This window comes from Rhodococcus sp. NPDC055024, from assembly GCF_053608585.1.
In genome coordinates this window covers 14526-39845 of the sequence record NZ_JBSGVT010000013.1, presented here as the reverse complement: position 1 = coordinate 39845, position 25320 = coordinate 14526, and the positions used below count along the sequence as shown (strand labels likewise).

Annotated in this window: 27 protein-coding genes; 11 read left to right on the top strand and 16 right to left on the bottom strand. The window is 63.0% G+C overall.

All coding sequences use genetic code 11. The features are described from left to right. The 14 genes from nuoK to ACWF6P_RS24270 form a co-directional block, all read right to left on the bottom strand. Complete coding sequence (nuoK, locus tag ACWF6P_RS24335; protein ID WP_452622794.1) at nucleotides 1–300, bottom strand: NADH-quinone oxidoreductase subunit NuoK; 300 nt, start codon at nucleotides 298–300, stop codon at nucleotides 1–3. Then, nucleotides 297–1094, bottom strand: coding sequence for an NADH-quinone oxidoreductase subunit J (locus ACWF6P_RS24330; protein ID WP_378449820.1), 798 nt, complete (start codon nucleotides 1092–1094; stop codon nucleotides 297–299). The genes nuoK and ACWF6P_RS24330 overlap by 4 nt, the downstream gene beginning before the upstream one ends. Further along, entirely contained in the window at nucleotides 1091–1663 is a 573-nt protein-coding gene (nuoI, locus tag ACWF6P_RS24325; protein WP_378449819.1) for an NADH-quinone oxidoreductase subunit NuoI, read from the bottom strand. Before nuoI ends, ACWF6P_RS24330 begins: the two co-directional genes overlap by 4 nt. Then, entirely contained in the window at nucleotides 1656–3023 is a 1368-nt protein-coding gene (gene nuoH / locus ACWF6P_RS24320) for an NADH-quinone oxidoreductase subunit NuoH (RefSeq protein WP_452622793.1), read from the bottom strand. Before nuoH ends, nuoI begins: the two co-directional genes overlap by 8 nt. Continuing rightward, on the bottom strand, nucleotides 3020–5434 hold the full coding sequence (locus ACWF6P_RS24315; RefSeq protein ID WP_452622792.1) for an NADH-quinone oxidoreductase subunit G: 2415 nt from the start codon (nucleotides 5432–5434) through the stop codon (nucleotides 3020–3022). Before ACWF6P_RS24315 ends, nuoH begins: the two co-directional genes overlap by 4 nt. Continuing rightward, entirely contained in the window at nucleotides 5431–6750 is a 1320-nt protein-coding gene (gene nuoF, locus ACWF6P_RS24310; protein ID WP_378449816.1) for an NADH-quinone oxidoreductase subunit NuoF, read from the bottom strand. The genes ACWF6P_RS24315 and nuoF overlap by 4 nt, the downstream gene beginning before the upstream one ends. Nucleotide 6751: 1 nt before the next feature. After that, nucleotides 6752–7576: an NADH-quinone oxidoreductase subunit NuoE gene (gene nuoE / locus ACWF6P_RS24305; RefSeq protein WP_452622791.1), complete on the bottom strand. Its 825-nt coding sequence runs from the start codon at nucleotides 7574–7576 to the stop codon at nucleotides 6752–6754. After that, nucleotides 7573–8904, bottom strand: a complete 1332-nt coding sequence (nuoD, locus tag ACWF6P_RS24300) for an NADH dehydrogenase (quinone) subunit D (protein WP_378533479.1) — start codon at nucleotides 8902–8904, stop codon at nucleotides 7573–7575. The genes nuoE and nuoD overlap by 4 nt, the downstream gene beginning before the upstream one ends. Further along, a complete protein-coding gene (locus ACWF6P_RS24295; protein WP_378449813.1) occupies nucleotides 8904–9566 on the bottom strand; it encodes an NADH-quinone oxidoreductase subunit C in 663 nt (220 codons plus the stop codon). Before ACWF6P_RS24295 ends, nuoD begins: the two co-directional genes overlap by 1 nt. Further along, nucleotides 9563–10117, bottom strand: coding sequence for a NuoB/complex I 20 kDa subunit family protein (locus tag ACWF6P_RS24290; protein WP_095970587.1), 555 nt, complete (start codon nucleotides 10115–10117; stop codon nucleotides 9563–9565). The genes ACWF6P_RS24295 and ACWF6P_RS24290 overlap by 4 nt, the downstream gene beginning before the upstream one ends. Nucleotides 10118–10197: 80 nt before the next feature. Next, complete coding sequence (locus ACWF6P_RS24285; RefSeq protein ID WP_452622790.1) at nucleotides 10198–10557, bottom strand: NADH-quinone oxidoreductase subunit A; 360 nt, start codon at nucleotides 10555–10557, stop codon at nucleotides 10198–10200. 228 nt (nucleotides 10558–10785) lie between these two features. After that, the gene (locus ACWF6P_RS24280; protein ID WP_230817164.1) at nucleotides 10786–11178 is read right to left on the bottom strand and encodes an Rv3143 family two-component system response regulator; all 393 of its coding nucleotides are present in this window, start codon (nucleotides 11176–11178) and stop codon (nucleotides 10786–10788) included. Between the two features lie 180 nt (nucleotides 11179–11358). After that, entirely contained in the window at nucleotides 11359–11793 is a 435-nt protein-coding gene (locus ACWF6P_RS24275) for an SRPBCC family protein (protein WP_378449811.1), read from the bottom strand. Between the two features lie 87 nt (nucleotides 11794–11880). Continuing rightward, nucleotides 11881–12363, bottom strand: coding sequence for a toxin-antitoxin system HicB family antitoxin (locus ACWF6P_RS24270; protein ID WP_452622789.1), 483 nt, complete (start codon nucleotides 12361–12363; stop codon nucleotides 11881–11883). Nucleotides 12364–12518: 155 nt separating this feature from the next. Between ACWF6P_RS24270 and thyX the strand changes: the two genes are divergently transcribed. The 6 genes from thyX (at nucleotide 12519) to ACWF6P_RS24240 (ending at nucleotide 20849) form a co-directional block, all read left to right on the top strand. Next, on the top strand, nucleotides 12519–13271 hold the full coding sequence (gene thyX / locus ACWF6P_RS24265) for an FAD-dependent thymidylate synthase (protein WP_452622788.1): 753 nt from the start codon (nucleotides 12519–12521) through the stop codon (nucleotides 13269–13271). 43 nt (nucleotides 13272–13314) lie between these two features. Beyond that, nucleotides 13315–14220: a 4-hydroxy-tetrahydrodipicolinate synthase gene (gene dapA, locus ACWF6P_RS24260; RefSeq protein WP_003942142.1), complete on the top strand. Its 906-nt coding sequence runs from the start codon at nucleotides 13315–13317 to the stop codon at nucleotides 14218–14220. Then, nucleotides 14221–16245 (top strand): ribonuclease J, encoded by a 2025-nt coding sequence (locus ACWF6P_RS24255; protein WP_452622787.1) that lies wholly within the window; start codon nucleotides 14221–14223, stop codon nucleotides 16243–16245. 58 nt (nucleotides 16246–16303) lie between these two features. Beyond that, entirely contained in the window at nucleotides 16304–16927 is a 624-nt protein-coding gene (locus ACWF6P_RS24250) for a TIGR03085 family metal-binding protein (RefSeq protein ID WP_283303926.1), read from the top strand. Between the two features lie 124 nt (nucleotides 16928–17051). After that, nucleotides 17052–19823, top strand: a complete 2772-nt coding sequence (locus ACWF6P_RS24245) for a DNA translocase FtsK (RefSeq protein ID WP_452622786.1) — start codon at nucleotides 17052–17054, stop codon at nucleotides 19821–19823. Nucleotides 19824–19868: 45 nt separating this feature from the next. Next, the gene (locus ACWF6P_RS24240; RefSeq protein ID WP_019748181.1) at nucleotides 19869–20849 is read left to right on the top strand and encodes a TerC family protein; all 981 of its coding nucleotides are present in this window, start codon (nucleotides 19869–19871) and stop codon (nucleotides 20847–20849) included. 18 nt (nucleotides 20850–20867) lie between these two features. Here ACWF6P_RS24240 and ACWF6P_RS24235 read toward each other — a convergent pair whose 3' ends face one another. Together ACWF6P_RS24235 and ACWF6P_RS24230 are read right to left on the bottom strand one after the other, a co-directional pair. After that, the gene (locus tag ACWF6P_RS24235) at nucleotides 20868–21152 is read right to left on the bottom strand and encodes a YciI family protein (protein ID WP_230817127.1); all 285 of its coding nucleotides are present in this window, start codon (nucleotides 21150–21152) and stop codon (nucleotides 20868–20870) included. 57 nt (nucleotides 21153–21209) lie between these two features. Next, the gene (locus tag ACWF6P_RS24230; protein ID WP_019748183.1) at nucleotides 21210–21734 is read right to left on the bottom strand and encodes an amino-acid N-acetyltransferase; all 525 of its coding nucleotides are present in this window, start codon (nucleotides 21732–21734) and stop codon (nucleotides 21210–21212) included. A gap of 120 nt (nucleotides 21735–21854) precedes the next feature. Between ACWF6P_RS24230 and pgsA the strand changes: the two genes are divergently transcribed. From pgsA to pspM, 5 genes are all read left to right on the top strand, one after another. After that, a complete protein-coding gene (gene pgsA / locus ACWF6P_RS24225) occupies nucleotides 21855–22496 on the top strand; it encodes a CDP-diacylglycerol--glycerol-3-phosphate 3-phosphatidyltransferase (RefSeq protein WP_003942125.1) in 642 nt (213 codons plus the stop codon). Further along, nucleotides 22493–22990, top strand: coding sequence for a CinA family protein (locus ACWF6P_RS24220; protein WP_452622785.1), 498 nt, complete (start codon nucleotides 22493–22495; stop codon nucleotides 22988–22990). The genes pgsA and ACWF6P_RS24220 overlap by 4 nt, the downstream gene beginning before the upstream one ends. Nucleotides 22991–23080: 90 nt before the next feature. Continuing rightward, entirely contained in the window at nucleotides 23081–23461 is a 381-nt protein-coding gene (locus ACWF6P_RS24215; protein ID WP_230817130.1) for a helix-turn-helix domain-containing protein, read from the top strand. 156 nt (nucleotides 23462–23617) lie between these two features. Further along, complete coding sequence (gene pspA / locus ACWF6P_RS24210) at nucleotides 23618–24430, top strand: phage shock protein PspA (protein ID WP_003942098.1); 813 nt, start codon at nucleotides 23618–23620, stop codon at nucleotides 24428–24430. 31 nt (nucleotides 24431–24461) lie between these two features. Beyond that, entirely contained in the window at nucleotides 24462–25307 is an 846-nt protein-coding gene (gene pspM / locus ACWF6P_RS24205; protein ID WP_452622784.1) for a phage shock envelope stress response protein PspM, read from the top strand. Nucleotides 25308–25320: the final 13 nt, after the last annotated feature.

Here is a 25320-nt window from a genome sequence, read left to right as displayed (position 1 = left end):
TCAGTACTTCAGCAGGTCTGCGTCGTCGACGGATACAGAACGCCGAGATCGGAAGATGATCATGATGATTGCCAGGCCGACGACAACTTCGGCTGCAGCGACCACCATCGTGAAGAAGGCGAAAATCTGGCCGTCGAGATTGCCGTGCATACGCGCGAAAGTCACGAACGCCAGATTGGCGGCGTTGAGCATCAACTCGATGCACATGAACACCACGATGGCGTTGCGTCGCAGGAGGACTCCCGCAGCCCCGATGGTGAACATCAGGACCGACAGATACAGGTAGTTCTCTGGATTCATCGCGCAGACTCCTCACCGGTACTCGGATCCGGGGATCGCGGAGTGAGCGCGCTGCTGACGGAGAGTGTCGAGTACGATCCGTCCGGCAACAAAGCCGGCATGTCCACCGCGTTGTGTCGTGCGTACACACCGGGGCTCGGGAGTGGAGTGGCCGAGCCTTTTTCGGGATTGTTCTCATCGCTACCCAGGTACGCGAACCGCTGCTGAGAGAGTTCGCGTTGGCTGAGTGTGGCTCCGATCTTCTCCCGATGCGCGAGCATCATGGCGCCGAGTGTCGCCGTGATCAGTAGTGCGCCCGTCAGTTCGAAGGCCCAGACGTAGCGGATGAAAATGAGATCGGCGAGTTCGTCGATGTTGCCCTGCTCGAGTCCGGTGAAGCCGGTGAAGCCCGAGATCGACGCATTACCGAGGCCACCGATGAGCAGCAGCCCGAATCCGACGCCGATCACGATCGCGCTGACCCGTTGTCCCCGTAGAGTTTCGATCAAGGAATCCGAAGAATCCACGCCCACCAGCATCAAGACGAACAAGAACAACATCATCACTGCGCCGGTGTAGACGACGATCTGGACGACGCCCAGGAACAGTGCGCCCTGCACGATGTAGAACACGGCCAGGATGATCATCGTCATTGCAAGGAAGAGTGCAGAATAGACGGCTTTGGGAGCGGCGACGACACCCAAAGCGCTGATCACCGCCAAGGTTCCGAGGATCCAGAACTGAACCGCTTCGCCGGTGGAGGTCGAAGTCATCGTTCCCTCCGCCAGGATCGTGGTCGTGACCGCCGCGATCATTTCTCGGTCTCCTGGCTCGGCTCCGGTTCGGGTGCTGCTTGCTCGGGTGCTGCTTGCTCGGCAGCTGCTGCGATGTCGCCGCGGTAGTAGTCGTCTTGAGTTGTGCCGGGACGCAGCGCGTGTGGTGGTGCTGTCATGTCGGGCTTCAATGGTGCGAGGAGGCGGTCCTTCTCGTAGATCAACCCGGCTCGGTTGTCGTCGGTCATCTCGTACTCGTTGGTCATCGTGAGGGCCCGAGTGGGGCAAGCCTCGACGCAGAGGCCACAGCCGATGCACCGCAGGTAGTTGATCTGATACACCCGCCCGTAACGCTCACCTGGGGAGAACCGTTCTTCTTCGGTGTTGTCAGCACCTTCGACGTAGATTGCGTCGGCGGGGCAGGCCCACGCGCACAGTTCGCACCCGATGCACTTCTCGAGTCCGTCCGCATACCGGTTGAGTTGGTGGCGACCGTGATATCCGGGCGCGGTGGGGCGCTTCTCCTCCGGATAGAACTCTGTCTCGGGCTTCTTGAACATTGTCGAGAGCGTCACTCCGAAACCCGCGATAGGTCCGAGGAAATCAGGCATGGGAGTCCTCCGATGTGTCGGAAACATCTGTCCGCCGCGGCGGTGGCACGTTCTGACCCGGTAGTTTTCGGTCCGGCACCGTTTGATTAGACAGCGTTTGACCAGGTAGGGGTGGAACCGGGAAGCCGCCCGACATCGCATCGAAAGGCCGGGTCCCCGAATCGGGCACCAACGCCGCGGTTCGGCGACGGCCCCGGTAGGTTCCGGCCAACACCATGAGCAGCGCAGCTCCGAGAACCAGTGCGACGCAGAGCAGTACGAGCCACGTGTTGTAACCCTCGTTGCGGAAGGCGCGAACAGTCGCGATCACCATCACCCACACCAAGGCTGCGGGGATGAGAATCTTCCAGCCGAGATTCATGAACTGGTCGTAGCGCAACCTCGGAAGGGTGCTGCGCAACCAGATGAATACGAAGAGGAAGCCCCACACCTTGGCGACAAACCACAGCACGGGCCACCAACCGGAATTGGCTCCGTCCCACAGGTTGAATGGGAACGGTGCATGCCACCCGCCCAGAAACAGCGTCGTGGCCAGAGCGGACACCGTCACCATGTTCACGTACTCGGCGAGCATGAACATCGCGAACTTGAGTGAGGAGTACTCGGTGTGGAACCCACCTACCAGTTCGCCCTCGGCCTCCGGAAGGTCGAAGGGCGCTCTGTTGGTTTCGCCGACCATCGCTGTCACGTAGATCAGGAAAGACGGCAGGAGGAGAAAGACGTACCAGGCACCTTGTTGGGCACTGACGATTCCGGACGTGGACATCGTTCCGGCGTAGAGGAAGACTGCGGCGAAGGACAGTCCCATCGCTACCTCGTAGGAGATGACCTGCGCGGTCGATCGAAGTGCTCCCAGTAGTGGATATGTCGATCCCGAGGACCAGCCGGCAAGCACGATGCCGTACACACCGATCGAGGTCACTGCGAGGATGTAGAGAACTCCGACCGGCAGATCGGTCAGTTGCAGGGGTGAAAGGGTTCCGAAGATCGACACCTGCGGACCGAACGGAATGACGGCAAAAGCCATGAACGCGGGCACGACTGCGATGACGGGCGCGAGGAGGTAAATCGGTTTGTCGGCTCCGGTAGGAGTGATGCCTTCCTTGAGGGCGAGTTTGATTCCGTCGGCGAGACTCTGGAGCATTCCGCGGGGGCCGACGCGGTTCGGTCCGACACGCATCTGCATACGCGCCATGACTTTTCGTTCCGCGTAGATCGCCACCAGCGGAGTGAGTACGAGGAACACGAAGATGGCGAGAGCCTTGCCGATCACCAACCACCACGGGTCGTGCCCGAACGCCGACAGGTCGACCGGAGCGGCGACGGTATCGGCGTTCGCGAAGTACTCGTAGCCAGTCATTGCGCCGTCACCTTCGCGATCCTCACCACGGACCCCACGGAGGCGCAGAGCGTTTCGTAGACGGTGCTACCCGGTGAATTGAGCGGCAACCAGACTGTTCGAGGCGGTAGCTCGGTGATCTCCAACGGCAATGTGACGACGCCGGATTCAGTCGATACGGCAACCTGATCGCCGCTCACGGCGTCGATCTCGGCCGCGGTTTCGGCCGACAAACGCACGAGCGGGGACCGTGCAGTACCGGCCAGGTTGGGCTCGCCGTCCTGCAAACGGCCGTTGTCGAGCAACATCCGCCAACTCGACAACACCGCCTCGCCTGGCGCCGGTGTGGGCACGGTGGCTGCGGGTACCTGAGGTGAAGTGGGGCGCAATCCGGACCATGGTCCGAGGCGGCGTATCTCTGCGCGCGCGGAAGCTGCGTCGGGCAAGCCCAGGTCGGTACCCATCTCGGCTGCGATCGCGTGAAGGACGCGCTGATCTGGCATTACTCCTGTCGTTCTCAATGCGGTGTCGAACACGCGCTCGCGGCCTTCCCAGTCGAGGAAGGTTCCGGGCTTCTCGGCGACCGGCGCCACGGGGAAGACGACGTCGGCGAGTTCGGTGATTTCGCTGTGACGGATCTCCAAACTCACCACGAACCCTGCGGCTTCGATCGCGGCTCGTGCCTTTACCGGGTTCGGGAGATCACCCAACTCCACGCCGCCGACAAGTAGCGCCGCGGTCGACCGTCCTGAACCCAGGAGGCTCGCGACATCGCGACCGTCGGAGGCCGGGACGGAGGCGTCCCACACCGATTCCACCTCTTGACGTGCCACCGGGTCGGCAATGGGGCGTCCACCGGGAAGCAATCCCGGCAACGCGCCGGCTTCGACGGCGCCGCGATCACCAGCGCGGCGTGGGACCCAAGCCAGGGAAGCTCCCGTCGCTTCGGCGAGACGTACCGCCGCCGAGAAGCCGCCCGCCACCTCACTGAGTCGTTCGCCCAGCAGGATCACTGCGCCGGGTTGTCGGAGGAGCTGACCCTCCACACTTCCAGGGCCTGCCAACGAATCCATCAGAGCTGCTTCACTTCCGGGTACGGTCCGAAGCAGACCGCCGCCCATCTTCTGCAGGCCTCGCGTAGCGAACGGCGCGCTGGCGAGCACTGTTGTCTTGCCGAAACGAGCGGCTTTGCGTAGCCGCAGGAAAATGATCGGTGACTCCTCCTCCGGCTCGAGAGCGACCAGCAACGCGGCCGGAGCTGATTCGAGATCTTGGTACGTCACCGACTCTTCGAGTGTGCGCCCCGCGACGTGAGCTGAGAGAAAGCTGGTCTCCTCGGCTGAGTGAGCGCGGATCCGGAAGTCGATGTTGTTGGTAGCGAGAGCAACTCGCGCGAACTTGCTGTAGGCGTACGCGTCCTCCCAGGTCGAGCGTCCACCGACGAGTACGCCCGCGTCGCCGTGGGCCTGTGCGAAGGTTCGCGCAACGAGGTCGAGTGCCATGGGCCACGACGCCGGAATCAATTCGCCGTCAGCGTTGCGGATGAGGGGGGTGGTGATCCGATCGCCTTGGGTCGTGTACGTGAAAGCGAAACGTCCCTTGTCGCAATTCCACTCCTCGTTGACGTCGGGGTCGTCCCCGGCGAGACGACGAAGAACCTTGCCGCGACGGTGGTCCGTGCGCTGGGCACATCCGTCCGCGCAGTGCTCGCACACGCTGGGGCTGGAGACCAGATCGAACGGTCGCGCCCGGAATCGGTATGCCGTGCTGGTGAGTGCACCGACCGGACAAACCTGAATGGTGTTGCCCGAGAAGTAGGACTCGAAAGGCTCGTTGGCGTAGATCCCGACCTGTTGAAGTGCACCGCGCTCGAGGAGATCGATGAACGGGTCGCCGGCAATCTGGCCCGAAAACCTTGTGCACCTGGCACAGAGGACACAACGCTCGCGGTCGAGGAGGATCTCGGACGAGAGTGGGATGGGTTTGGGGTAGGTCCGTTTCTCCTCACCGAACCGCGATTCCGTGCGACCGGTCGACATCGCCTGGTTCTGGAGCGGGCACTCGCCGCCCTTGTCGCACACGGGGCAGTCCAACGGGTGGTTGATGAGCAGGAGTTCCATCACCCCCCGCTGCGCCTTCTCGGCCACCGGCGACGTGAGTTGCGTGGTGACGACCATGCCGTCCGCAACCGGTGTCGTGCAGGACGCCACCGGTTTGCGTTGACCTTCGACCTCCACGATGCATTGGCGGCACGCCCCGACCGGATCCAGAAGGGGATGATCGCAGAACCGCGGAATCTGGGTGCCGATCATCTCTGCAGCGCGAATGATCAACGTGCCCTTGGGAACCTGAAGTTCTCGGCCGTCGATAGTGAGGGTGACCAGATCAGTAGGCGGTGCCGTGTCGGCCTTGGTAGCGTCGGCTGCAGTCATGAGACGAACGCTCCTGTCGCGAGAACGGACCGGCGAGGATCGAACGGGCATCCGTTGCCGTCGAAATGCGCGACGTATTCCTCGCGGAAGTACTTCAGTGAGGACATGATCGGGCTGGTCGCTCCATCACCTAACGCGCAGAAGGACTTTCCGAGGATCGTGTCGGAGATGTCGAGAAGTTTGGTGAGATCGGCTTCGGTTCCTGTTCCGCCTTCGAGTCGCCGCAGGATCTGCACCAGCCAGTACGTGCCTTCCCGGCACGGCGTGCACTTACCGCAGGATTCGTGGGCGTAGAACTCGGTCCATCGCAACACCGCGCGCACGATGCAGGTTGTGTCGTCGAATATCTGCAGTGCCTTGGTGCCCAGCATCGATCCCGCGGCGCCGACGCCCTCGTAGTCGAGTGGGACATCGAGGTGTTCCTCGGTGAAGATCGGTGTCGAGGATCCGCCGGGAGTCCAGAACTTGAGGGTGTGGCCGGCCCGAACGCCACCTGCGTAGTCGAGAAGCTCTCGCAAGGTGATGCCGAGCGGCGCCTCGTACTGGCCGGGCGTGGTGACATGACCCGAGAGCGAGTACAGCGTGAATCCCGGTGACTTCTCACTTCCCATCGACCGGAACCACTCCGGGCCGCCGAGGACGATCGACGGAACACTCGCGATGGACTCGACATTGTTGACGACGGTCGGGCAGGCGTAGAGGCCGGCGACAGCGGGGAACGGCGGCCGCAAGCGAGGCTGACCGCGCCGCCCCTCCAGGGAATCGAGAAGGGCTGTCTCCTCCCCACAGATATACGCGCCTGCTCCGGCGTGAACGACGAGATCCAGATCGAATCCCGAACCGAGGATGTTTCGGCCCAGATATCCGGCCGCGTAGGCCTCGGCCACAGCAGTCTGTAGGCGTCGCAGGACAGGGACTACCTCGCCCCTGACGTAGATGAACGCCTTGGCTGCTCGAATTGCGTACGCCGCGATGATCACTCCCTCCACCAACGTGTGGGGAGTCGCCATCATCAACGGCATGTCCTTGCATGTGCCAGGCTCGGACTCGTCGGCATTGACGACGAGGTAATGAGGTTTGCCGTCTCCGGGCGTGTCTTCGGAGACCTGCGGGATGAAGCTCCACTTGAGGCCCGTCGGGAAGCCGGCGCCACCGCGCCCGCGAAGGCCCGCGTCCTTGACCGTCTCGATCACGGCATCGGGGGAGCCGTCGAGTGCTGTGCGTAGGGCCTGGTAGCCGTCGTGACGAAGGTAGCTGTCGAGGGTCCACGAGTTCGGTTGATCCCAGTGACGACTCAGAACGGGGGCGAGTGTCATGTCACTTCCCTTCGCCGGGAGCGTCGACCGCGGAAGCCGGGCCTGATCGGTTGTCGTCGAGAGATCGGCTGACACGCAGTCCGGCAAGAGTTGCCCCGCCGACGGTCTGCGCTTCGGCCGCTTCGATTCGCGTATCCGGGAAGCCGGCCAGGGTGCGCGCGGTCTGTCGGAACGAACACAGCGTCGCACCGCGACTGGGCGTCACGCGCTCTCCGGCGCGTAACGCATCGACAAGTGAGCGCGCCGATTCCGGAGTCTGATTGTCGAAGAACTCCCAGTTGATCATCACGACGGGCGCGTAGTCGCACGCCGCATTGCACTCGATGTGTTCGAGGGTGATCTTGCCGTCGGACGTCGAGATGGTGTGTCCGCCTTCGTCCCTGGAGCCTGCCGAGCCCAGATGCTCTTCGAGCGCTGCGAGGATGTCGTCACCGCCCATGATCGCGCACAGCGTGTTGGTGCAGACTCCGACCAGATACTCTCCCGTCGGACCACGGCGATACATGGAGTAGAAAGTGGAAACGGCGGCGACCTCAGCGCCCGTCAAACCTAGCTTGGCACTGCAGAAATCGATCCCGGCCGGCGTGATGTACCCGTCCTCCGATTGCACGAGATGAAGGAGCGGCAGGAGGGCCGATCGACTGGTTATCGCAGCGGCGTCAGGCTCGCGATAACGAGCGATGACGGTGTCGGCATCGGCGTCGAGTCGGGCGAGTACGTCGGGGGGATAGCTCGACCGTGCGCCTGGGCGTACCAATTGAGTGGGTTCCTCCGGTCGCGGTCCGAGTTCGACGAACACCCGTGACGAACCGTTCGGGCCGGTCATCGGTCCACTCCGCCCATGACGGGATCGATACTGGCGACCGAAGCGATCACGTCGGACACCATGCCTCCCTCACACATCGCCGCTACCGCTTGAAGGTTTGTGAACGACGGATCCCGGAAATGGACGCGGTAGGGCCGGGTTCCCCCGTCGCTGACCATGTGCACCCCCAGTTCGCCACGCGGAGATTCCACGGCGACGTACACCTGACCGGGCGGCACGCGGATGCCTTCGGTGACCAGTTTGAAATGGTGAATCAGACCCTCCATGGACGACTCCATGATCTTGGCGATGTGCTTCTGCGAGTTGCCGAGGCCATCAGGTCCGACGGCGAGATCGGCAGGCCAGGCGATCTTCTTGTCGTCCACCATGACCGGCCCCGGTTGCAGCTTGTCGAGACACTGCTCGACGATCTTGAGGGACTCCTTCATCTCCTCGACGCGGATGACGTACCTTCCGTAGCAATCGGATCCGTCGTGCGTGACGACATCGAACTCGTAATTCTCGTAGCCGCAGTAGGGCTGCGCTCGACGCTGATCGTGGGGGAGACCTGTGGCGCGCAGGACCGGTCCCGTCACTCCGAGCGCCATGCAACCGGTGAGATCGAGATATCCGATTCCCTGGGTGCGGGCCTTCCAGATGGAGTTGTCGCTGAGCATCAGTTCGACGTCGCGCAACCGCTTCGGAAGGACTTTCAACAGTTGTCGGACCTTCGCCACCGAGCCGTCGGGTAGATCTTGCGCGAGACCGCCGGGCCTGATGTACGCGTGATTCATCCGCAGTCCGGTGATCGTCTCGAACACGTCCAGAATCAGTTCGCGTTCGCGGAATCCGAACAGCATCGCCGTCACGGCGCCCAGTTCCATTCCGCCGGTCGCCAGGGCGACAAGATGTGAAGAGATCCGATTGAGCTCCATCATCATCACGCGAATGACGGTGGCTCGCTCGGGAATGTCGTCGGTGATGTCGAGAAGTTTCTCGACCCCGAGGCAGTAGGCGGTCTCGTTGAAGAACGGTGACAGGTAGTCCATCCGAGTAACGAAAGTGACGCCCTGCGTCCAGTTCCGGTATTCGAGATTCTTTTCGATTCCGGTGTGCAGGTAGCCGATTCCACACCGTGCTTCCACGACGGTCTCACCCTCGATTTCGAGAATGAGGCGCAAGACGCCGTGCGTGGACGGATGCTGCGGGCCCATGTTGACCACGATCCGTTCAGCCTCGCCGGTTCGCTGCCGGGCGGCCGCGGTGACGATGTCGTCCCAGTCCTGACCGGACGCCGTCACGATGGTTTCCGTCGTAGCGCCGGCGCTGCTTCCTGTCGTGTTGTTCATCAGTTGTACGACCTACGCTCGTCGGGTGGCGGAGTCTGGGCGCCCTTGTACTCGACCGGGATACCGCCGAGCGGATAGTCCTTCCGCTGCGGGTGGCCTTTCCAGTCGTCGGGCATCTCGATGCGGGTCAGTGCCGGGTGACCGTCGAAGACGATTCCGAAGAAGTCGTAGGTCTCACGTTCGTGCCAGTCGTTGGTCGGGTAGATCCCGACGATCGACGGGATGTGCGGATCGGAATCCGGCACAGACACTTCCAGCCTGATCCGGCGATTGTGCGTAATGGAGGCGAGTGGATACACGGCGTGGAGTTCGCGACCGGTGTCCTGCGGGTAGTGCACTCCGTCGACACCCAGGCAGAGTTCGAAGCGAAGATCCGGTTCGTCGCGCAGTCTGCGCGCGACCTGCGGGAGGTGAGACCGTTCGACGTGCAGCGTCATCTCGTCTCGAAAAACTGTTACTCGCTCGATTGCGTCAGTGAAAGTGTCACCCGCGCTGCGCAATGTGGCGTCCAAGGAGTCTGCAACCTCGTCGAAGTATCCGCCGAACGGTCGAGAAGCCTTGTCTTCTACAGAGATCGGAGGGGCAAGACGGCTGTAGCCCGAGGTGTCGCCACTGCCGCGGACCCCGAACATCCCTCTCGCGCCGGTGTTGCCCGAGGTCATCGCAGCAACCCCTTCATGTCGATGGTGGGGGTGGATGCCAGTGCGGCGCGCTCGGCTGCCGCGCGAGCCTCTTCGCGGTTGACGCCGAGGGGCATCTCCTGAATCTTCCGGTGCAGCTCGATGATCGCGTTGAGGAGCATCTCCGGCCGCGGCGGACAGCCGGGCAAGTAGATGTCGACCGGAACGATGTGGTCGACGCCCTGTACCACTGCGTAGTTGTTGAACATTCCGCCGGAAGACGCGCACACACCCATGGCCAGAACCCATTTCGGCTCGGCCATCTGGTCGTAGACCTGACGAAGCACCGGGCCCATCTTTTGACTGACCCTCCCGGCCACGATCAGAAGGTCTGCCTGGCGCGGCGACGCACGGAAGGCCTCCATGCCGAACCGTGCCAGGTCGAAGCGGCCGGAGGTGGTTGCCATCATCTCGATGGCGCAGCACGCGAGCCCGAAGGTGGCAGGCCACAGTGATCCTTTGCGGACGTACCCGGCAAGGCCTTCGACCGTTGTCAGTAGAAATCCGCTGGGGAGCTTTTCTTCGAGACCCATATCCGACTCTTTTCAGTCGTAACAGCTTCGGTATGACCGGTTTTGTCTGATTTCTTTGTGTTGATCGTGTCTTCGTCCAGCTAGTCCCAACCGAGACCGCCTCGTCGCCATTCGTATACGTATGCCACCGAGACGTTGACTATGAAAAGGCCCATGGCCGCGAGACCGAACAAGCCGAGCGAATCGAAGTGCACGGCCCACGGATAGAGGAAGACGATCTCGATGTCGAAGATGATGAACAGCATCGCCGTCAGATAGAACTTGACGGGAAACCGGCCGCCACCAGAGGCGCGGGGTGCCGGTTCGATTCCGCATTCGTAGGCTTCGAGCTTTGCCCTGTTGTACCGTTTCGGGCCGACCACGGACGCGAGAACAACCGACACCACGGCGAAGGCCATCGCGATGACCCCGAGAACGAGAATGGGGATGTAAGCGTTCATGTCACCCGAACTCCTCTCTGCTGTGCGGATGTCCGCCTAGCCCGAAGGTGCCGTTAACCCGAAGGTGCCGTTCGATTTCGATACTGCCAGCAATTCGATACTTATGTGACCTGCGACACCCACACTAGGGGAGGCCTCCGACATTGGGTTGATTTTCGGGGTGCCGAGTTTCGCTCTCGAAAGTCCGAAGTAGTCGGCGCCGCAACGAATCACCGCTGCAACGGGTGCTCACCGGCTCAGTTGCCGACGGAGAAGCGCGATGACGGTGGAAGCGAGTTCGATCGGATCTATCGGCTGCGGCACTGAGGCTTCCGCTCTCGACCACGACGCCAGCCATGCATCGTCGGGTCGACCGGTCAGTACGAGGATCGGTGGACAGTCGGCGATCTCGTCCTTGAGTTGTTTCGCCACGCCCATGCCGCCGGCCGGACTGGCCTCGCCGTCGAGGATGGCGAGATCGATTCCGCCGGCATCGAGCTTGTCGACGACGATCGGCGCCGTCGCGACCTCGACGTAATCGATGGTGGGCATCGAGGGATGTGGACGCTCACCGAGAGCGAGCCGGACTTGCTCGCGCGTGTGCGCGTCGTCGCTGTAGACGAGGATGCGCACGGGTGCCATGGAGTTGGGCTCTGCGGTCTCGGCGGACACGCGGCCGACGTTACTCCGGGCAGTCCCCGGCTACCGGCGAATCTTCAACATCGGCAAGAACTTCCGCGAAATCGCAGCTCGGCTTCACAGCAAACGGCCCCTACCCGGCGATGAACGCCGAAGTAAGGGCCGCCTGAATTGCGTGTGCGCTCAGAAGTTTTCGACGAACTTCGTCAGGCCCTTGCTTGCCGTTTCCAGGGCCGTCTTCTGTGCCTTCTTCACCAGGAAACCCGGCAGCGGGATCTTGGGATCGATGGTCAATTCGAAGGTGACTTTGGTTCCACCGTCGGTGGGCGTCAAGATGTACGAGCCGTCCTGCTGGTTCTGCTGGCCGCTCTCGACGAGGGTCCAGGTCACCTTCTCGTCGCCCTCGAAGGTGTAGTCGACTACCTGCTCGTCGTTGATTCCGAGAATGGACACGGCCATGCGAACGCGATGGGGGCGACCGTCGTCGTGGGTGCTCTCGATGGTGATCTTCTTGTGCGCAGACGACCACTCCGGCAGTCGATCGACCGCGGCGACGGCCTGCATCACCGTTGCCGGATCAGCCTTGATCTCGAATTCCTTGACGCCCGAAACGGCCATGAACGTGCTCCTTCTCGCCTTGCGGCAACGGTTCGTGATTACTGCAGTTGCGCAATTAGATCATTCGGCGATCGGGGTGGCGTCGAACTAGTCCATGCCGTTCTTGCGCATCTGGTCCCGTAGTGCGCCCTGTACGGCCTGTGAAACCCACGAGTTGAGGGAGACTCCGTTCTGATTGGCTGCCTCCTCGGCGCGGGCCTTGATCTGCTCCATCATCCTCAACGTCACTCGGCTGATATCCCCGCTGACGTCGTCGAACGAGTAGGTGGAGTCCATCTTCTCGTCGTCTGCCTTCTCGTTGTCTGCAGCCTCGCCGCCAGTCGAACCGGGCGGGCGAACGACATCGACCAGCAACTCGCTGCCGTCGAGATTGACCTTGACCTCTCGATCGCCGAGCTTCGCCCCGATCTCCTTGGCCAGCTCAGTCGCCGCGGCCAGCAAGACCAGGCGGACCGAGGGTTCGATGGCGGCGGACAGCGACGCCGCGATCCGGCGCGTGTGATCGTCGCCGAGTTCGGCTGCGGTGACGAGGTCGTTCTGCAGCTTTGCGGTGTACTCCGAAATGTCCATGACACCAGAGTGGCGTCAAAAGTGACGTCAGTCAAGGATGCTTGTGACGTCACTCGATCTGGAGGGCGGTCGACCGCTATAGAGTTGCCCCGCACCTGAGGCGAACAGCGTCCGGGTTTCGTGCTGGTTGTTTCGTGCTTGTCGAGGAGTGGGTTGTGCCGAACACGGTGTCGCTGAAAGTGCAGTTGGTGGCGAAGTCCGAGTTCTTCCCGCCCGAGGACATTCCGTGGGAGACGGACGCCGACGGCGGCGAAGCACTTGTCGAGTTCTCCGGTCGAGCCTGCTATCAGAGTTGGTCCAAGCCGAACCCGCGCACGGCAACCAACGCCGGCTACCTGAGGCATCTGCTCGAGGTCGGACACGTTTCAGTGCTCGAGCATGCAACCGTGAGCTTCTACATCACCGGTATCTCGCGCTCGTGCACTCATGAATTGATTCGTCACCGGCACTTCTCGTACTCGCAACTCTCGCAGCGATTCGTCCGCGAGAACGATGCGAACGTCGTCGTACCTCCGGCTGTCGAAGGCGATCCCGAACTCGAAGCACTGTTTCTGTCGGCCACCGACGAAACCCGTCGCGCTTACGGTGAACTGCTCACCGCCCTCGAAGGGAAACTGCAATCAGTGCCCGGCGCCCCGATGCGAGGGAAGCAAGCCAGGCAAGCTGCGCGCTCGGTGCTGCCCAACGCCACCGAGACTCGCTTGGTCGTGACCGGGAACTATCGGGCCTGGCGGCACTTCGTCGAGATGCGTGCCACCGAACATGCGGATGTCGAGATCCGGCGAGTCGCGGTCGAGTGCCTGCGTCAGCTTCGCGACGTCGCGCCAAATGTGTTCGGGGACTACGAGATTCTCCGCGGAAGCGACGGATCGGAAATCGCCGTCAGTGCATTTGCGGCCGAGTCGTGACTCGTGTGCAGAAGTAAGAGCTGAACCGGGTAACCTTCTGACCATGACCTACGGTGATTCCGCTTCTCTTGTCGAGCGTCCGTTCGGCACCATTTCCGTTGCGATGGTGACCCCGTTCACTGCCGACGGGAAGTTGGACGTCGACGCGGGAGTGCGCCTCGCAGCCCATCTCGTCGACAACGGCTGCGACGGCCTTGTCCTTGCCGGTACCACCGGTGAATCTCCCACCACCACCGAGTCCGAGAAGCTCGACCTGCTCCGCGCGGTGATCGACGCCGTCGGCAACCGCGCGAAGATCGTCGCAGGCGCCGGCAGCAACGACACCGCCCACAGTGTCGAACTCGCCCGTGACGCGGCTCGCGCCGGAGCGCACGGTCTGCTCGTCGTCACCCCGTACTACTCGCGTCCGCCCCAGGCCGGACTTTTTGCACACTTCACCGCCGTCGCCAACGCGACCGACCTGCCCGTCATGTTGTACGACATTCCGCCCCGCTCCGTCGTCCCCATCGAGACCGAGACGATCCGCCGACTCGCCGAGCACCCGCGGATCAAGGCTGTCAAGGACGCCAAGGGCGACCTCAACGCCGGCGCAGAGTTGATCGGCACCACCGAACTTCAGTTCTTCTCCGGTGACGACCCGCTGAACCTGCCGTGGCTCGCTGTCGGTGCTACCGGCTTCGTCAGCGTCATCGGCCATCTTGTTCCGGGTCGCCTCCGCGACCTTCACACCGCGTTCGTGTCCGGCGACATCGCCCGCGCCCGCGAGATAAACCTCAGTTTGATCCCTGTGATTCGTTCCGTTGCCCGCCTCGGCGGTGTCAGCGCTTCGAAGGCGGGTCTGCGACTCATCGGAATCGATGTCGGAGAACCACGCCTTCCGCAGGTTGCACCCACTAAAGAGCAGATCGACGGTCTTGCCGCCGATCTGCATGCGGCAGGAGTTTTGTAAATGACCCGTCCCCCCCGACGTCGTAGTGCCAGTCGTCAAGCCGGTCCGCCTTCGCCTCCGGCTCCCGAAACGGTCGCGAAGGCCGCACCGGTAGAGGCACCAGCTGCGCCGGCGGCAGAAGCGGCCCCCGCCGCAGCCGCCCCGCCCAAGAAGGCCGCAGCAACCAAATCCGCAGCGACGAAGTCTGCAGCGACCAAGTCCGCTGCCACCAAATCTGCTGCACCCAAGAAGTCGACCGAAGACAGGTCGCCGCGCAAATCTTCCGGCGGCAACCGTCCGGCAGCGTCGAAGGCGGGCAACGGGCGCGGAAACAAGCGCCCCGAGAACCGTCCGGCCGTCGATCCCACGGGCCGACTCGGAACACCCCCGAAGGCGCCGGCATCAGGTCTGCGCATCGTCGCTCTCGGCGGCATCGGTGAAATCGGTCGCAACATGACGGTGTTCGAGCACCGCGGCAAGCTGCTGATCGTCGACTGCGGTGTGCTGTTTCCCGAGGACCAGCAGCCTGGCGTCGACCTGATCCTCCCGGACTTCCGCTACATCGAAGACCGTATGGACGACGTCGAAGCCGTCATCTTGACTCACGGACACGAGGACCACATCGGTGCTCTGCCGTTCTTGCTGCGCCTGCGCGCGGACATTCCGGTCATCGGCGCCAGGTTCACTCTCGCCCTCGTTGCCGCCAAGTGCCGCGAGCATCGCCTGCGACCGAACCTCGTCGAGGTCGTCGAAGGAAACACCACCACCCACGGCCCGTTCGACTGCGAGTACTTCGCCGTCAACCACTCGATTCCCGACGCGCTCGCGATCGCGATTCGCACCGACGCCGGCGTCGTACTGCACACCGGTGACATCAAGCTCGATCAGCTGCCTCTCGACGGCCGCCTGACCGACCTCGCCGGTTTCTCCCGCCTGGGCGACGAGGGTGTCGACTTGTTCCTCGTGGACTCGACCAACGCCGAGGTCCCGGGATTCGTCACGCCCGAGCGTGAAATCGGGGGAGTGCTCGACAACGTCATCGGCAAGGCGAAGCAGCGCGTCATCGTCGCATCGTTCGCCAGTCACGTGCACCGCATCCAGCAAGTCGTCGACGTTGCCGCTCGGTATAACCGCCGCATCGTCTTCGTCGGCCGCTCGATGGTCCGCAACATGCAGATCGCACAGGATCTCGGCTACCTCACGGTGCCCGACGGCCTGGTCGTCGACATCGACACTGCCGCGACGCTTCCCGACGATCGTCTGGTTCTGATCTCCACGGGTTCGCAGGGTGAGCCGTTGGCAGCGCTCTCGCGGATGGCACGAGGCGAACACCGCCAGATCAACATTCGCGCCAACGACCTGGTCGTTCTCGCGTCCTCGCTGATCCCGGGCAACGAGAACTCCGTTTTCGCCGTGGTCAACGGTTTGGCCAAGCGCGGTGCCACCGTCGTGACGCAGCAGAGCGCCAAGGTTCACGTCTCGGGCCACGCGTCCGCCGGTGAGTTGCTCTACCTCTACAACGCGGTTCGGCCCACCAATGCCATGCCTGTTCACGGTGAATGGCGCCATCTGCGTGCCAACGCTGCACTTGCCAAGGCCACCGGCGTTCCGGAAGAGCGCATCGTACTGGCCGAGGACGGCGTCGTGGTCGACATGGTCGACGGACTCGCCGAGATCGTCGGACGTGTACCGGTCGGACACGTCTACGTCGACGGTCTGTCCGTCGGTGACGTCGGTGAGCCGACGCTTTCCGATCGCCTGGTGCTCGGTGAGGGCGGCTTCATCGCCATCACCATCGTCATCAACGAGTCGACGGGTCGCGCGGTCAGCACTCCCGAGGTGTCCGGTCGCGGTTTCTCCGACGATCCGACAGCCCTCAAGGCCGCCGCGGATCTCGTGGAATCGGACCTGGCACGGTTGGCGAGCGAAGGCGTCATCGACGCTCATCGCATCGCGCAGTCCGTGCGCCGCGTCGTCGGACGCTGGGTCGCGGACAAGTACCGCCGCCGTCCGATGATCATTCCGACGGTCATCGCGGTTCCGTAGATCGGCACAGCAGGTCGCTTGCGCTCGAACCCGGTCCGGTTCGAGTACTTTGGCGAAGGTGACCTTCGCTCATGACGAACGACTCGCCCTGGTGGACAGCATGGTCGAATTCGGCCCCGATGCTCCGACGCTGTGTGGGGAGTGGACCAATCGTGACCTGGCAGCACATCTGATCGTCCGGGAGCGGCGTCTCGACGCCGCTCCCGGAATCATGTTCAGCCCTCTGGCCGGTCACACCGAGAGCGTGCGAAAGGCCGCAGCGGCGCGTCCGTGGGAGGACATCCTCGACGACGTTCGCAGCGGGCCGCCTCGGTGGTCGCCGATGTACTGGCTCGACGCGCAGGTCAACACCACGGAAATGTTCGTCCACCACGAAGATGTACGACGCGCACACCTGAATTGGGCGCCGCGTCCGTTGTCGGAGGGACGGCAGGCTCAACTGTGGAAGTACGCGCGGCAGATCGGCAAGATGGGCTACCGCAAAGCCGCTGTCGAGGTGATTTTCGAACTTCCGTCCGGAGAGAGCGCGGTCGTCCACAAATCCGGCTCTCGAAGTGTTGTCTTGCAGGGTGAACCTGCCGAGTTGCTTCTTCACGCTTTCGGTCGCAACGAAGTACAGATCGAAGCTAAAGGCGAACTTGGCGACGTTCAATCGGTGATGGCGCTCGATCGCAGTTTCTGATGGCCTCCTTCCACCGGAGTAGAACTCGACAGACGGGTTGTGAAGATCACGTTTCGCACTCGCGACCGGTGTTGCTGGTGTTGCGGATGGTCCAGATGGGGTCGCACAGACTAGCCTGAACTCCATGGCAGGTAAGTCGAGCGCCCGGGGATCCAGTACAAGCACGTCCACGTCCAGGGCATCGACCAGGTCGTCAGCGTCTGCGCCGAGCGCGCGGGCGACCGCAAAACCCCGCACATCGCGCACCACGCGGACCGTCTCGACTCCTCGAAATGTCACGACGTCGGCCAAAGCCGGTGGCCGCCCCGCTTCGGGGAAAGGCTCCAAGCCGGCGCCGAAGAAGTCGTCCGGTACGTCTTCGGCTTCGCGCCGACCCGTATCGAAAACGTCTCAGCGGGCCAGCCCGTTGGCGGCGGTCGGCAAGGGGATCGGCGCCGGGTGGTCCCTGGCTGCCCGCGGTGTCGGCGCCACCACGCGCACGGTCAGCAAGGTCGGCGAGATCGAAGCCGGCCATCGCCGCGACGGAATAGCGCTCGGCCTGATCGCATTCAGCGTCGTCATCGCCGGGGGAGTCTGGTTCAAGGCCGGAGGTCCGATCGGCGGTGGCATCGACACTCTCGTGCGGGCGATCTTCGGCGCGGCTTCGGCTGTGCTCCCCATCGTCGGCGTCGGCCTCGCGATCCTGTTGATGCGCACCGAACCCAAACCTGAGATCCGACCTCGACTGATCATGGGATCGCTGCTGGTCGGTCTGCCTGCGCTCGGCCTGTGGCACATCATCTCCGGATCGCCGACAGACGCCACCGGCCGCTCCAACGGCGCAGGGTTCGTCGGATACGTCGTGGGAGGCCCGCTGACCAACGGACTCACCGTCTGGCTGTCGGCGCCGCTGTTGGTCATCGCCGCCGGATTCGGAATCCTGCTTCTGACCGGAACGACTCTGCGTGAGGTCCCGAGCAAGTTCCAGTCCTTCTTCGGTGCCTCGTATCCCTCGGATGAATACGGCGACTACGGATCCGAATTCGAAGAAGACGGCGAGCACCACTACGGCGAATCTGCTTACGATCCTTCGCTGTTCGACGCCGACGGCTACCCGGTCGACACCTATGCCGAGCCGCCGCTCAAGCCCGCCAAGCGGACCAGCCGACGCGCACCGATCGACAACTACCCGACGGACGAGTTCGAATCCGGCGACAAGAAAACCGAAGTACTCGGTCTGTGGAACGCTGACGAAACCGCAGAGCCCGACGAGCCCGTCGTGGCTGCGGCAGCGCCCGTCGTGGAGACGCCGGCGCCGCGGCCCAAGGTGCCGGCACGTTCGGTCCCCATCGCCAAGCCCGTGCCGAAACCCGAACCCGAGCCGGAGGAGAAGGAACACTTCGTCACCGATCGGGTCACCGACGGCGACTACAACCTCCCGCCGACGACGTTGCTGATCGAGGGCGATCCGCCCAAGCTCCGCAGTTCTGCGAACGACGCGATGATCGAAGCGATCAGCGAGGTCCTCGAACAGTTCAAGATCGACGCCGCCGTTACGGGATTCACCCGCGGACCGACAGTGACGCGCTACGAGGTCGAACTCGGCCCCGGCGTGAAGGTCGAGAAGATCACTGCGCTCGCCCGCAACATCGCCTACGCGGTGGCAACCGACAACGTCCGCCTCCTCGCCCCCATTCCGGGTAAGTCCGCGGTGGGTATCGAGGTACCGAACTCCGACCGTGAAATGGTTCGCCTCGCCGACGTGCTGAACGCGCCGAGCACCCGACGCGATCACCATCCACTGGTGATCGGTCTGGGTAAGGACATCGAAGGTGACTTCGTCAGTGCGAACCTCGCGAAGATGCCCCACCTGCTGGTGGCAGGTTCGACCGGCTCGGGTAAGTCGAGCTTCGTGAACTCGATGCTCGTCTCGCTGCTGACCCGCGCGACGCCGGAAGAAGTACGGATGATCCTCATCGACCCCAAGATGGTCGAGCTCACGCCGTACGAAGGTATCCCGCACCTGATCACGCCGATCATTACTCAGCCCAAGAAGGCAGCGGCAGCGCTGGCCTGGTTGGTCGAGGAGATGGAACAGCGCTACCAGGACATGCAGGCTAACCGAGTGCGTCACATCGACGACTTCAACTCCAAGGTCAAGTCCGGGGAAATCACCGCGCCGCTGGGCAGCGAGCGCGTCTACCGCCCGTACCCGTACATCCTGGCGATCGTGGACGAGTTGGCCGACCTCATGATGACCGCTCCGCGCGACGTCGAAGAAGCAATCGTCCGCATCACCCAGAAGGCCCGTGCGGCCGGTATCCACTTGGTGCTGGCAACGCAGCGCCCGTCCGTCGACGTCGTCACCGGCCTGATCAAGACCAACGTGCCTTCGCGTCTGGCGTTCGCGACGTCCTCGCTCACGGACTCGCGAGTCATCCTCGATCAGCCCGGCGCCGAGAAGCTCATCGGTATGGGTGACGGCTTGTTCCTGCCCATGGGCGCCGGCAAGCCGACCCGTATGCAAGGCGCGTTCATCACCGACGAGGAAATCTCTGCGGTTGTCGACTTCGCGAAGAACCAGGCCGAGCCCGAGTACACCGAAGGTGTCACCGCACAGAAGGCCGGGGAGAAGAAGGACGTCGACCCCGACATCGGCGACGACATGGACGTCCTCTTGCAGGCCGTGGAATTGGTTATCACGAGTCAATTCGGTTCGACGTCGATGCTGCAGCGCAAGCTGCGCGTCGGGTTCGCCAAGGCCGGCCGACTCATGGATCTCATGGAAAATCGTGGCGTCGTCGGCCCCAGCGAGGGCTCCAAGGCACGCGAGGTTTTGATGAAGCCTGAGGAACTCGACGGTCTGCTGTGGTCGATTCGCGGTGGCGACCCGGACGAGGCACCCGCAGACGAGTAGCGACACGTCGGCGGACAAGCCGTCGACAGACGACCGGAGGAACCCGTGCATGTGACGCCGTTGGCTTGGGGAATCACGATCGTGGTGATCCTCGGCCTGTTCGTCTTCGACTTCTTCGCCCACGTCCGCACTCCACATGCGCCGACGTTCCGGGAGTCGGCATTCTGGTCGACGGTCTACATTTCGATAGCCATCGTTTTCGGCCTGGTGGTGATGTGGATCTGGGGTACGACGTACGGCGGTGAGTACTTCGCCGGCTACGTCACGGAAAAGGCGCTCTCGGTAGACAATCTGTTCGTCTTCGTGATCATCATGTCGACGTTCGCCGTCCCGCGAGAGTTCCAGCAGAAAGTGCTGCTGATCGGCATCGTCCTCGCGCTGGTGATGCGCGGAATCTTCATCGGCGTCGGCGCGGCCGCCATCAATGCGTACAGCTGGGTGTTCTACCTTTTCGGTGCATTTCTGATCTACACCGCGTACACCCTGATCCGCGATCACGGCCACGAGAAGGAAGCGGAGGAGAAGCGCGACAGTCGCATCATCTCGCTCGTGAAGCGGGTGCTGCCCACCACCGAGGAATACGACGGGGACAAACTGATCACCCGTATCGACGGCAAGCGCGTCGTGACACCGTTGTTGTTGGCGCTCATCGCGATCGGGTTTGCCGACGTGCTCTTCGCGCTCGATTCGATTCCGGCGATCTACGGTCTGACGCAGGAACCGTACCTGGTGTTCACCGCCAACGCCTTCGCGCTGATGGGCCTACGGCAGCTGTACTTCCTGATCGGCGGGTTGCTCGAACGACTCGTCTACCTCTCGTACGGGCTCTCGATAATTCTGGCGTTCATCGGCGTGAAACTGGTACTGCACGCGTTGCACGAGAACACGCTCTCGTTCGTCAACGGCGGTGAACACGTCTCGGTGCCGGAAATCTCGACGGCACTCTCACTCGGAGTGATCATCGGAGTGCTGGCGGTGACAACGGTCGCGAGCCTGTTGAAGACTCGCGACCGGGCCGGGGAGTAAAGCCGGGGCCTGTGTCCGTCAGGCGCTGAACTGGCCTAGAACCGGCACCCACTCGGTGATCCGGACGTTTTCGATCAGGTCGGCGATCGCGAAGGGATCGTGGGTGAAGAGAAGCGAAACGGTATCGGTGTCAGCGGCGTCGACGATGATCAGCGCGCCGTTTCCATCTGCAAACGGACCTGACGACAACACGATCGAGCGGGAAACCAGATCGGCGAGCCACGCGCGGTGATCGCTGCGGAGTTCGTCGCGCTGAGGATTCTTCTCGGGCGCATAGGTGTATTCGACGAGGAACAACGACATCGTGAACCGCTTTCGGGACGGGGATCGAGACAGGGATGTGTGAAGAGTCTGAACGGTTCAGAGAGTCAGGAGCATGCGAGTATTGCCGAGTGTGTTGGGTTTCACATAGCTCAGATCGAGGAACTCGGCGACGCCGGCGTCGTAGGAACGACACATTTCGGCATAGACCTCGGCGGTGACGGGAGTGCCGTCGATCTCCGCGAATCCGTGACGGTGGAAGAATTCGGTCTCGAACGTCAAAACGAACAGTCGTTCCAACTCCAATTCCTTGGCGACCTCGATGAGTTTGTCGACGACGTGGAAACCCGCACCCTGCCCCTTGGCCGTCGGATCGACTGCGACGGTGCGGATCTCACCCAGGTCTGCCCACAGCACATGCAGTGCGCCGCAAGCGATTACCTGGTCACCCCGCTCAGCGACCCAGAACTCCTGGACAGCCTCGTACAGCGTCACGAGATTCTTCTCGAGCAGGATCTTGCCGGCGTAGATGTCGATCAGGCGCTTGATTTCGGGGATGTCCGACGTTCGCGCGCGACGCACGATCAACTGGCTCTCGGTATAGGTCGGCGCGGTCGAAGTCATGTGGTGCACATTAGTCAATGGCCCTACCGATATTCTAAGTCGCGTGCCTGTCCGCCCCACGCAATTCCCGCGCCGCTCGGCTGTATCCCGGGTTCGGCTCACCGCCCGTGCGGTGATCCGATGAGTACCCCGCGCGATCAGACCGACGCCCATCGCGCCGCCGTCGGTCCGTCCGACGGCACACCTGTCGCGGACAACCCGGTTCCGTTGCTGAACATCGCGAACATTCTCACGATGGTGCGAATGGTTCTCGTTCCGGTGTTTCTCGTTGTTCTGTTCGTCGACGGCGGACACTCGACGTGGTGGCGTCTCGGAGCGATGGGCGTGTTCATCGTCGCCGCGATCACGGATCGGATCGACGGCCAATTGGCTCGGAAGTACGGTCTGGTCACCGATTTCGGGAAACTCATGGACCCGATCGCGGACAAGGCCTTGATCGGAGCCGCGCTCATCGGGCTCTCGGTTCTCGGCGATCTGTCGTGGTGGGTGACCGGAGTGATCATCGCCCGAGAACTCGGAATCACGCTGTTGCGGTTCGCGGTCTTGCGGCACGCGGTCATCCCGGCAGGCAAGGGCGGCAAGCTCAAGACACTCGTCCAGGCCGTCGCGATCGGCTTCTACCTCTGCCCGCTGCCGAGCAGTTGGGACATCGTCAGCGGACTGCTGATGGCTGCTGCCGTCGTACTGACGGTGGCGACGGGAATCGAATACATCGTGCAGGCGATCAGGCTTCGCGCCGGAGTCCGCGCAGTCGAGTCATGACCGACCCGCTGCTCGGACTCGGAGTGGTCGAACTCGTCGACGCTCTCGCCGCCGCGAGGCAGACGGTCGCCGCCGCTGAATCTTTGACGGCCGGATTGTTCACGGCTGCGGTCGCGTCCGTGCCGGGGTCGAGCGCGGTGCTGCGTGGGGGCCTGGTCGTGTATGCGACCGACCTGAAAGCAACGCTGGCGGGCGTGGATCCCGAGCGCCTGGCGTCAGACGGTCCCGTGTCCGAGAGCACCGCCGTGGCCTTGGCGCTCGGCGCCCGGACGAGGTGCGGTGCCGACTGGGGTATCGGACTGACCGGAGTTGCCGGTCCGAGCGAGCAGGACGGACACCCGGTCGGAACGGTGTTTCTCGGTATCGCCGGCCCGGACGGAACCGAATGCGTACCGCTCGCGCTCGGCGGCGAACGGTGGGAGATTCGGACAACGGCAGTCGCGACGGCCGTGTCGCGGTTGCGTGATCGTGTCGTAGAGCGTGCGGCACGATAGGCTCGGGAACCAATCGGATGTGTTCGGACGTTGACGATTGTGAAGACGTACGACCATGCACGATGAGGTCACGGATGAAGGAGGAGCGAGATGGCGCTGCTATTGCGTGAGGCAATCGGTGACAGTCTCCGGCGTACGCGCGTTTCGCAAAGCCGCACGCTACGTGAGGTGTCGAACAGCGCGCGTGTGAGCTTGGGCTATCTGTCCGAAGTGGAACGTGGACGTAAGGAAGCATCGAGCGAACTGTTGGCAGCGATCTGTGATGCGCTCGCAGTCCCACTGTCCGACGTGCTGGTCGATGTGAGCGAGACCTTGGCCACCAAGAAGAGCTCTCCGGTAGCTGGTCGACAGGTCACCGAACCTGCCGTGTCGGCATCCGGCACTGTCTCGGCTTCCGGTTCGCCGACTATCGCACGCGACACACGTGTCGTGATTCCGGCACCGAACGCTCGAAGGTTGGCGGCGGCGTAGCCACTACCGGCAGTAACCGATAGATTTTGTACGTAACCGCCGGTTTCCAGCAGGTGGGGTCAGAGCAGATAGGGCGCAGCCCTTGTTTCGGTGCGCGACGGTCGCGCTCCGGGTCGCGTTCGGCGCGGCGCATCAGATGGAGGCAGGATCAAACCAATGGCTAATCCTTTCGTCAAGGGCTGGAAGTACCTGATGGCGCTCTTCAATTCGAAGATCGATGAGAAGGCAGATCCAAAGGTTCAGATTCAGCAGGCGATCGAGGACGCACAGCGCCAGCATCAGGCGTTGTCCCAGCAGGCTGCGTCGGTGATCGGTAATCAGCGTCAACTCGAGATGAAGCTCAGTCGTCAGCTCGACGAGGTCGAGAAGCTCAACGCCAACGCGCGCCAAGCCGTCAATCTTGCCGATCAGGCTGCTGCTGCCGGCGACAACGACAAGGCGATCCAGTACACCAATGCCGCCGAGGCTTTTGCGGCTCAGTTGGTGACGGCCGAGCAGGGCGTCGAGGATCTGAAGGCACTGCACGACCAGTCCTTGCAGGCAGCCGCTCAGGCCAAGAAGGCCGTTGAGCAGAACGCGATGACCCTGCAGGCAAAGGTTGCCGAGCGCACCAAGCTGCTCAGCCAGCTCGAGCAGGCCAAGATGCAGGAGCGCGTGAGCGAGTCGCTTCGATCCATGGACAGCACGCTGTCGGCTCCCGGCAACACACCCAGCCTCGATGCTGTGCGCGACAAGATCGAGCGCCGCTATGCTGACGCACTCGGCTCGGCCGAGCTCGCCCAGAACTCCGTCCAGGGCCGCATGATGGAGGTCCAGCAGGCCTCGGTCCAGATGGCAGGGCACAGCCGCCTCGAGCAGATTCGAGCATCCATGAAGGGCGAGGCACTGCCTTCCGGCGGTGCAGCAGCCACTCCCGCGACTCCGTCCGTCGAGAAGCAGCCCCCGGCTGCCGGTCAGACCGGGCAGTAGCCGAATTCTCGATGTCGGCAGTGATGCTCTGATGTTTTCTTCGCGAGACGGTCGATCTGGGCGCGAGCCCCGGTCGGCCGTTCCCGTTTCCGTATCCGGCGCTTTCGGATCGTTGGGACGCACCGCGGATACATTGCGCGAGGTCGGTCTGTCTGCGGCGGATGCCGCTCGGCGGTGGCAGGATCCGCGCGCCAAGTTCGAGCGCAAGCGTGCCCGTGCGCGTCGGCGGGCGCAGCGATGGGGATTCATGTCCGGCGGTTCAGTGGTCGGCACCGCCGGCCTCGCGGTTGCGGCGGCTCCCGAGTGGTCGGTGGTCGTGGCGGGCGGGGGAGCGGCACTGTTCGCGGTTCCCGCCGTCATCGCGGTCGGCCGTTACCGTTCGATGAGCTCCGGTCCTCCGCCGTCGGCGCCGATTCGCAGACGATTGCCACCGTCGTCGTCTCGCGCGTTCATTCCGATGTCGCGCCTCATCGGTGCCGAGACGTCGCTGTTCGAGATATTGAGTGTTCTCAGACGCGCCGACACCATCGACCCCGGTGAGCTGGACGAAATCACCGCTACCGCCGATTCGGCACTCAGAGCGATGTTCGCGGTGTCTTCGGACGTGGTGGCGATGGAACGTGCGGTGGCCGCAACGCCCAAAGTGACTGAGCCTCTGGATCCCACAATCGACAGCGCAGTTCGTGAGTTGCAGTCGGGGTTGGACCAATACGAGGATCTGGTGACCTCAGCCGCCGCGCTGACTGCGCCTCACAGCCCTTCGGCGCTCGTGGGATTCAACCGGGAACTCTCGGCGCTGCACGCGGCCGCCGAGCGACTTTCGGCGCTTGCCGACGCCATCGGCGAGGTGGACGACATCACCCGCAAATACAACTGACAGTCCTGGTCTG

What these genes read in the sequence shown, in the direction of transcription:
- nuoK (WP_452622794.1), bottom strand. Translation starts at nt 300, where the DNA reads ATGAATCCAGAGAACTACCTGTATCTGTCGGTCCTGATGTTCACCATC.
- ACWF6P_RS24330 (WP_378449820.1), bottom strand. Translation starts at nt 1,094, where the DNA reads ATGATCGCGGCGGTCACGACCACGATCCTGGCGGAGGGAACGATGACT.
- nuoI (WP_378449819.1), bottom strand. Translation starts at nt 1,663, where the DNA reads ATGCCTGATTTCCTCGGACCTATCGCGGGTTTCGGAGTGACGCTCTCG.
- nuoH (WP_452622793.1), bottom strand. Translation starts at nt 3,023, where the DNA reads ATGACTGGCTACGAGTACTTCGCGAACGCCGATACCGTCGCCGCTCCG.
- ACWF6P_RS24315 (WP_452622792.1), bottom strand. Translation starts at nt 5,434, where the DNA reads ATGACTGCAGCCGACGCTACCAAGGCCGACACGGCACCGCCTACTGAT.
- nuoF (WP_378449816.1), bottom strand. Translation starts at nt 6,750, where the DNA reads ATGACACTCGCCCCCGTTCTGAGTCGTCACTGGGATCAACCGAACTCG.
- nuoE (WP_452622791.1), bottom strand. Translation starts at nt 7,576, where the DNA reads ATGACCGGCCCGAACGGTTCGTCACGGGTGTTCGTCGAACTCGGACCG.
- nuoD (WP_378533479.1), bottom strand. Translation starts at nt 8,904, where the DNA reads ATGAACAACACGACAGGAAGCAGCGCCGGCGCTACGACGGAAACCATC.
- ACWF6P_RS24295 (WP_378449813.1), bottom strand. Translation starts at nt 9,566, where the DNA reads ATGACCTCGGGCAACACCGGCGCGAGAGGGATGTTCGGGGTCCGCGGC.
- ACWF6P_RS24290 (WP_095970587.1), bottom strand. Translation starts at nt 10,117, where the DNA reads ATGGGTCTCGAAGAAAAGCTCCCCAGCGGATTTCTACTGACAACGGTC.
- ACWF6P_RS24285 (WP_452622790.1), bottom strand. Translation starts at nt 10,557, where the DNA reads ATGAACGCTTACATCCCCATTCTCGTTCTCGGGGTCATCGCGATGGCC.
- ACWF6P_RS24280 (WP_230817164.1), bottom strand. Translation starts at nt 11,178, where the DNA reads ATGGCACCCGTGCGCATCCTCGTCTACAGCGACGACGCGCACACGCGC.
- ACWF6P_RS24275 (WP_378449811.1), bottom strand. Translation starts at nt 11,793, where the DNA reads ATGGCCGTTTCGGGCGTCAAGGAATTCGAGATCAAGGCTGATCCGGCA.
- ACWF6P_RS24270 (WP_452622789.1), bottom strand. Translation starts at nt 12,363, where the DNA reads ATGGACATTTCGGAGTACACCGCAAAGCTGCAGAACGACCTCGTCACC.
- dapA (WP_003942142.1), top strand. Translation starts at nt 13,315, where the DNA reads ATGACCTACGGTGATTCCGCTTCTCTTGTCGAGCGTCCGTTCGGCACC.
- ACWF6P_RS24255 (WP_452622787.1), top strand. Translation starts at nt 14,221, where the DNA reads ATGACCCGTCCCCCCCGACGTCGTAGTGCCAGTCGTCAAGCCGGTCCG.
- ACWF6P_RS24245 (WP_452622786.1), top strand. Translation starts at nt 17,052, where the DNA reads ATGGCAGGTAAGTCGAGCGCCCGGGGATCCAGTACAAGCACGTCCACG.
- ACWF6P_RS24235 (WP_230817127.1), bottom strand. Translation starts at nt 21,152, where the DNA reads ATGTCGTTGTTCCTCGTCGAATACACCTATGCGCCCGAGAAGAATCCT.
- ACWF6P_RS24230 (WP_019748183.1), bottom strand. Translation starts at nt 21,734, where the DNA reads ATGACTTCGACCGCGCCGACCTATACCGAGAGCCAGTTGATCGTGCGT.
- pgsA (WP_003942125.1), top strand. Translation starts at nt 21,855, where the DNA reads ATGAGTACCCCGCGCGATCAGACCGACGCCCATCGCGCCGCCGTCGGT.
- ACWF6P_RS24220 (WP_452622785.1), top strand. Translation starts at nt 22,493, where the DNA reads ATGACCGACCCGCTGCTCGGACTCGGAGTGGTCGAACTCGTCGACGCT.
- ACWF6P_RS24215 (WP_230817130.1), top strand. Translation starts at nt 23,081, where the DNA reads ATGGCGCTGCTATTGCGTGAGGCAATCGGTGACAGTCTCCGGCGTACG.
- pspA (WP_003942098.1), top strand. Translation starts at nt 23,618, where the DNA reads ATGGCTAATCCTTTCGTCAAGGGCTGGAAGTACCTGATGGCGCTCTTC.
- pspM (WP_452622784.1), top strand. Translation starts at nt 24,462, where the DNA reads ATGTTTTCTTCGCGAGACGGTCGATCTGGGCGCGAGCCCCGGTCGGCC.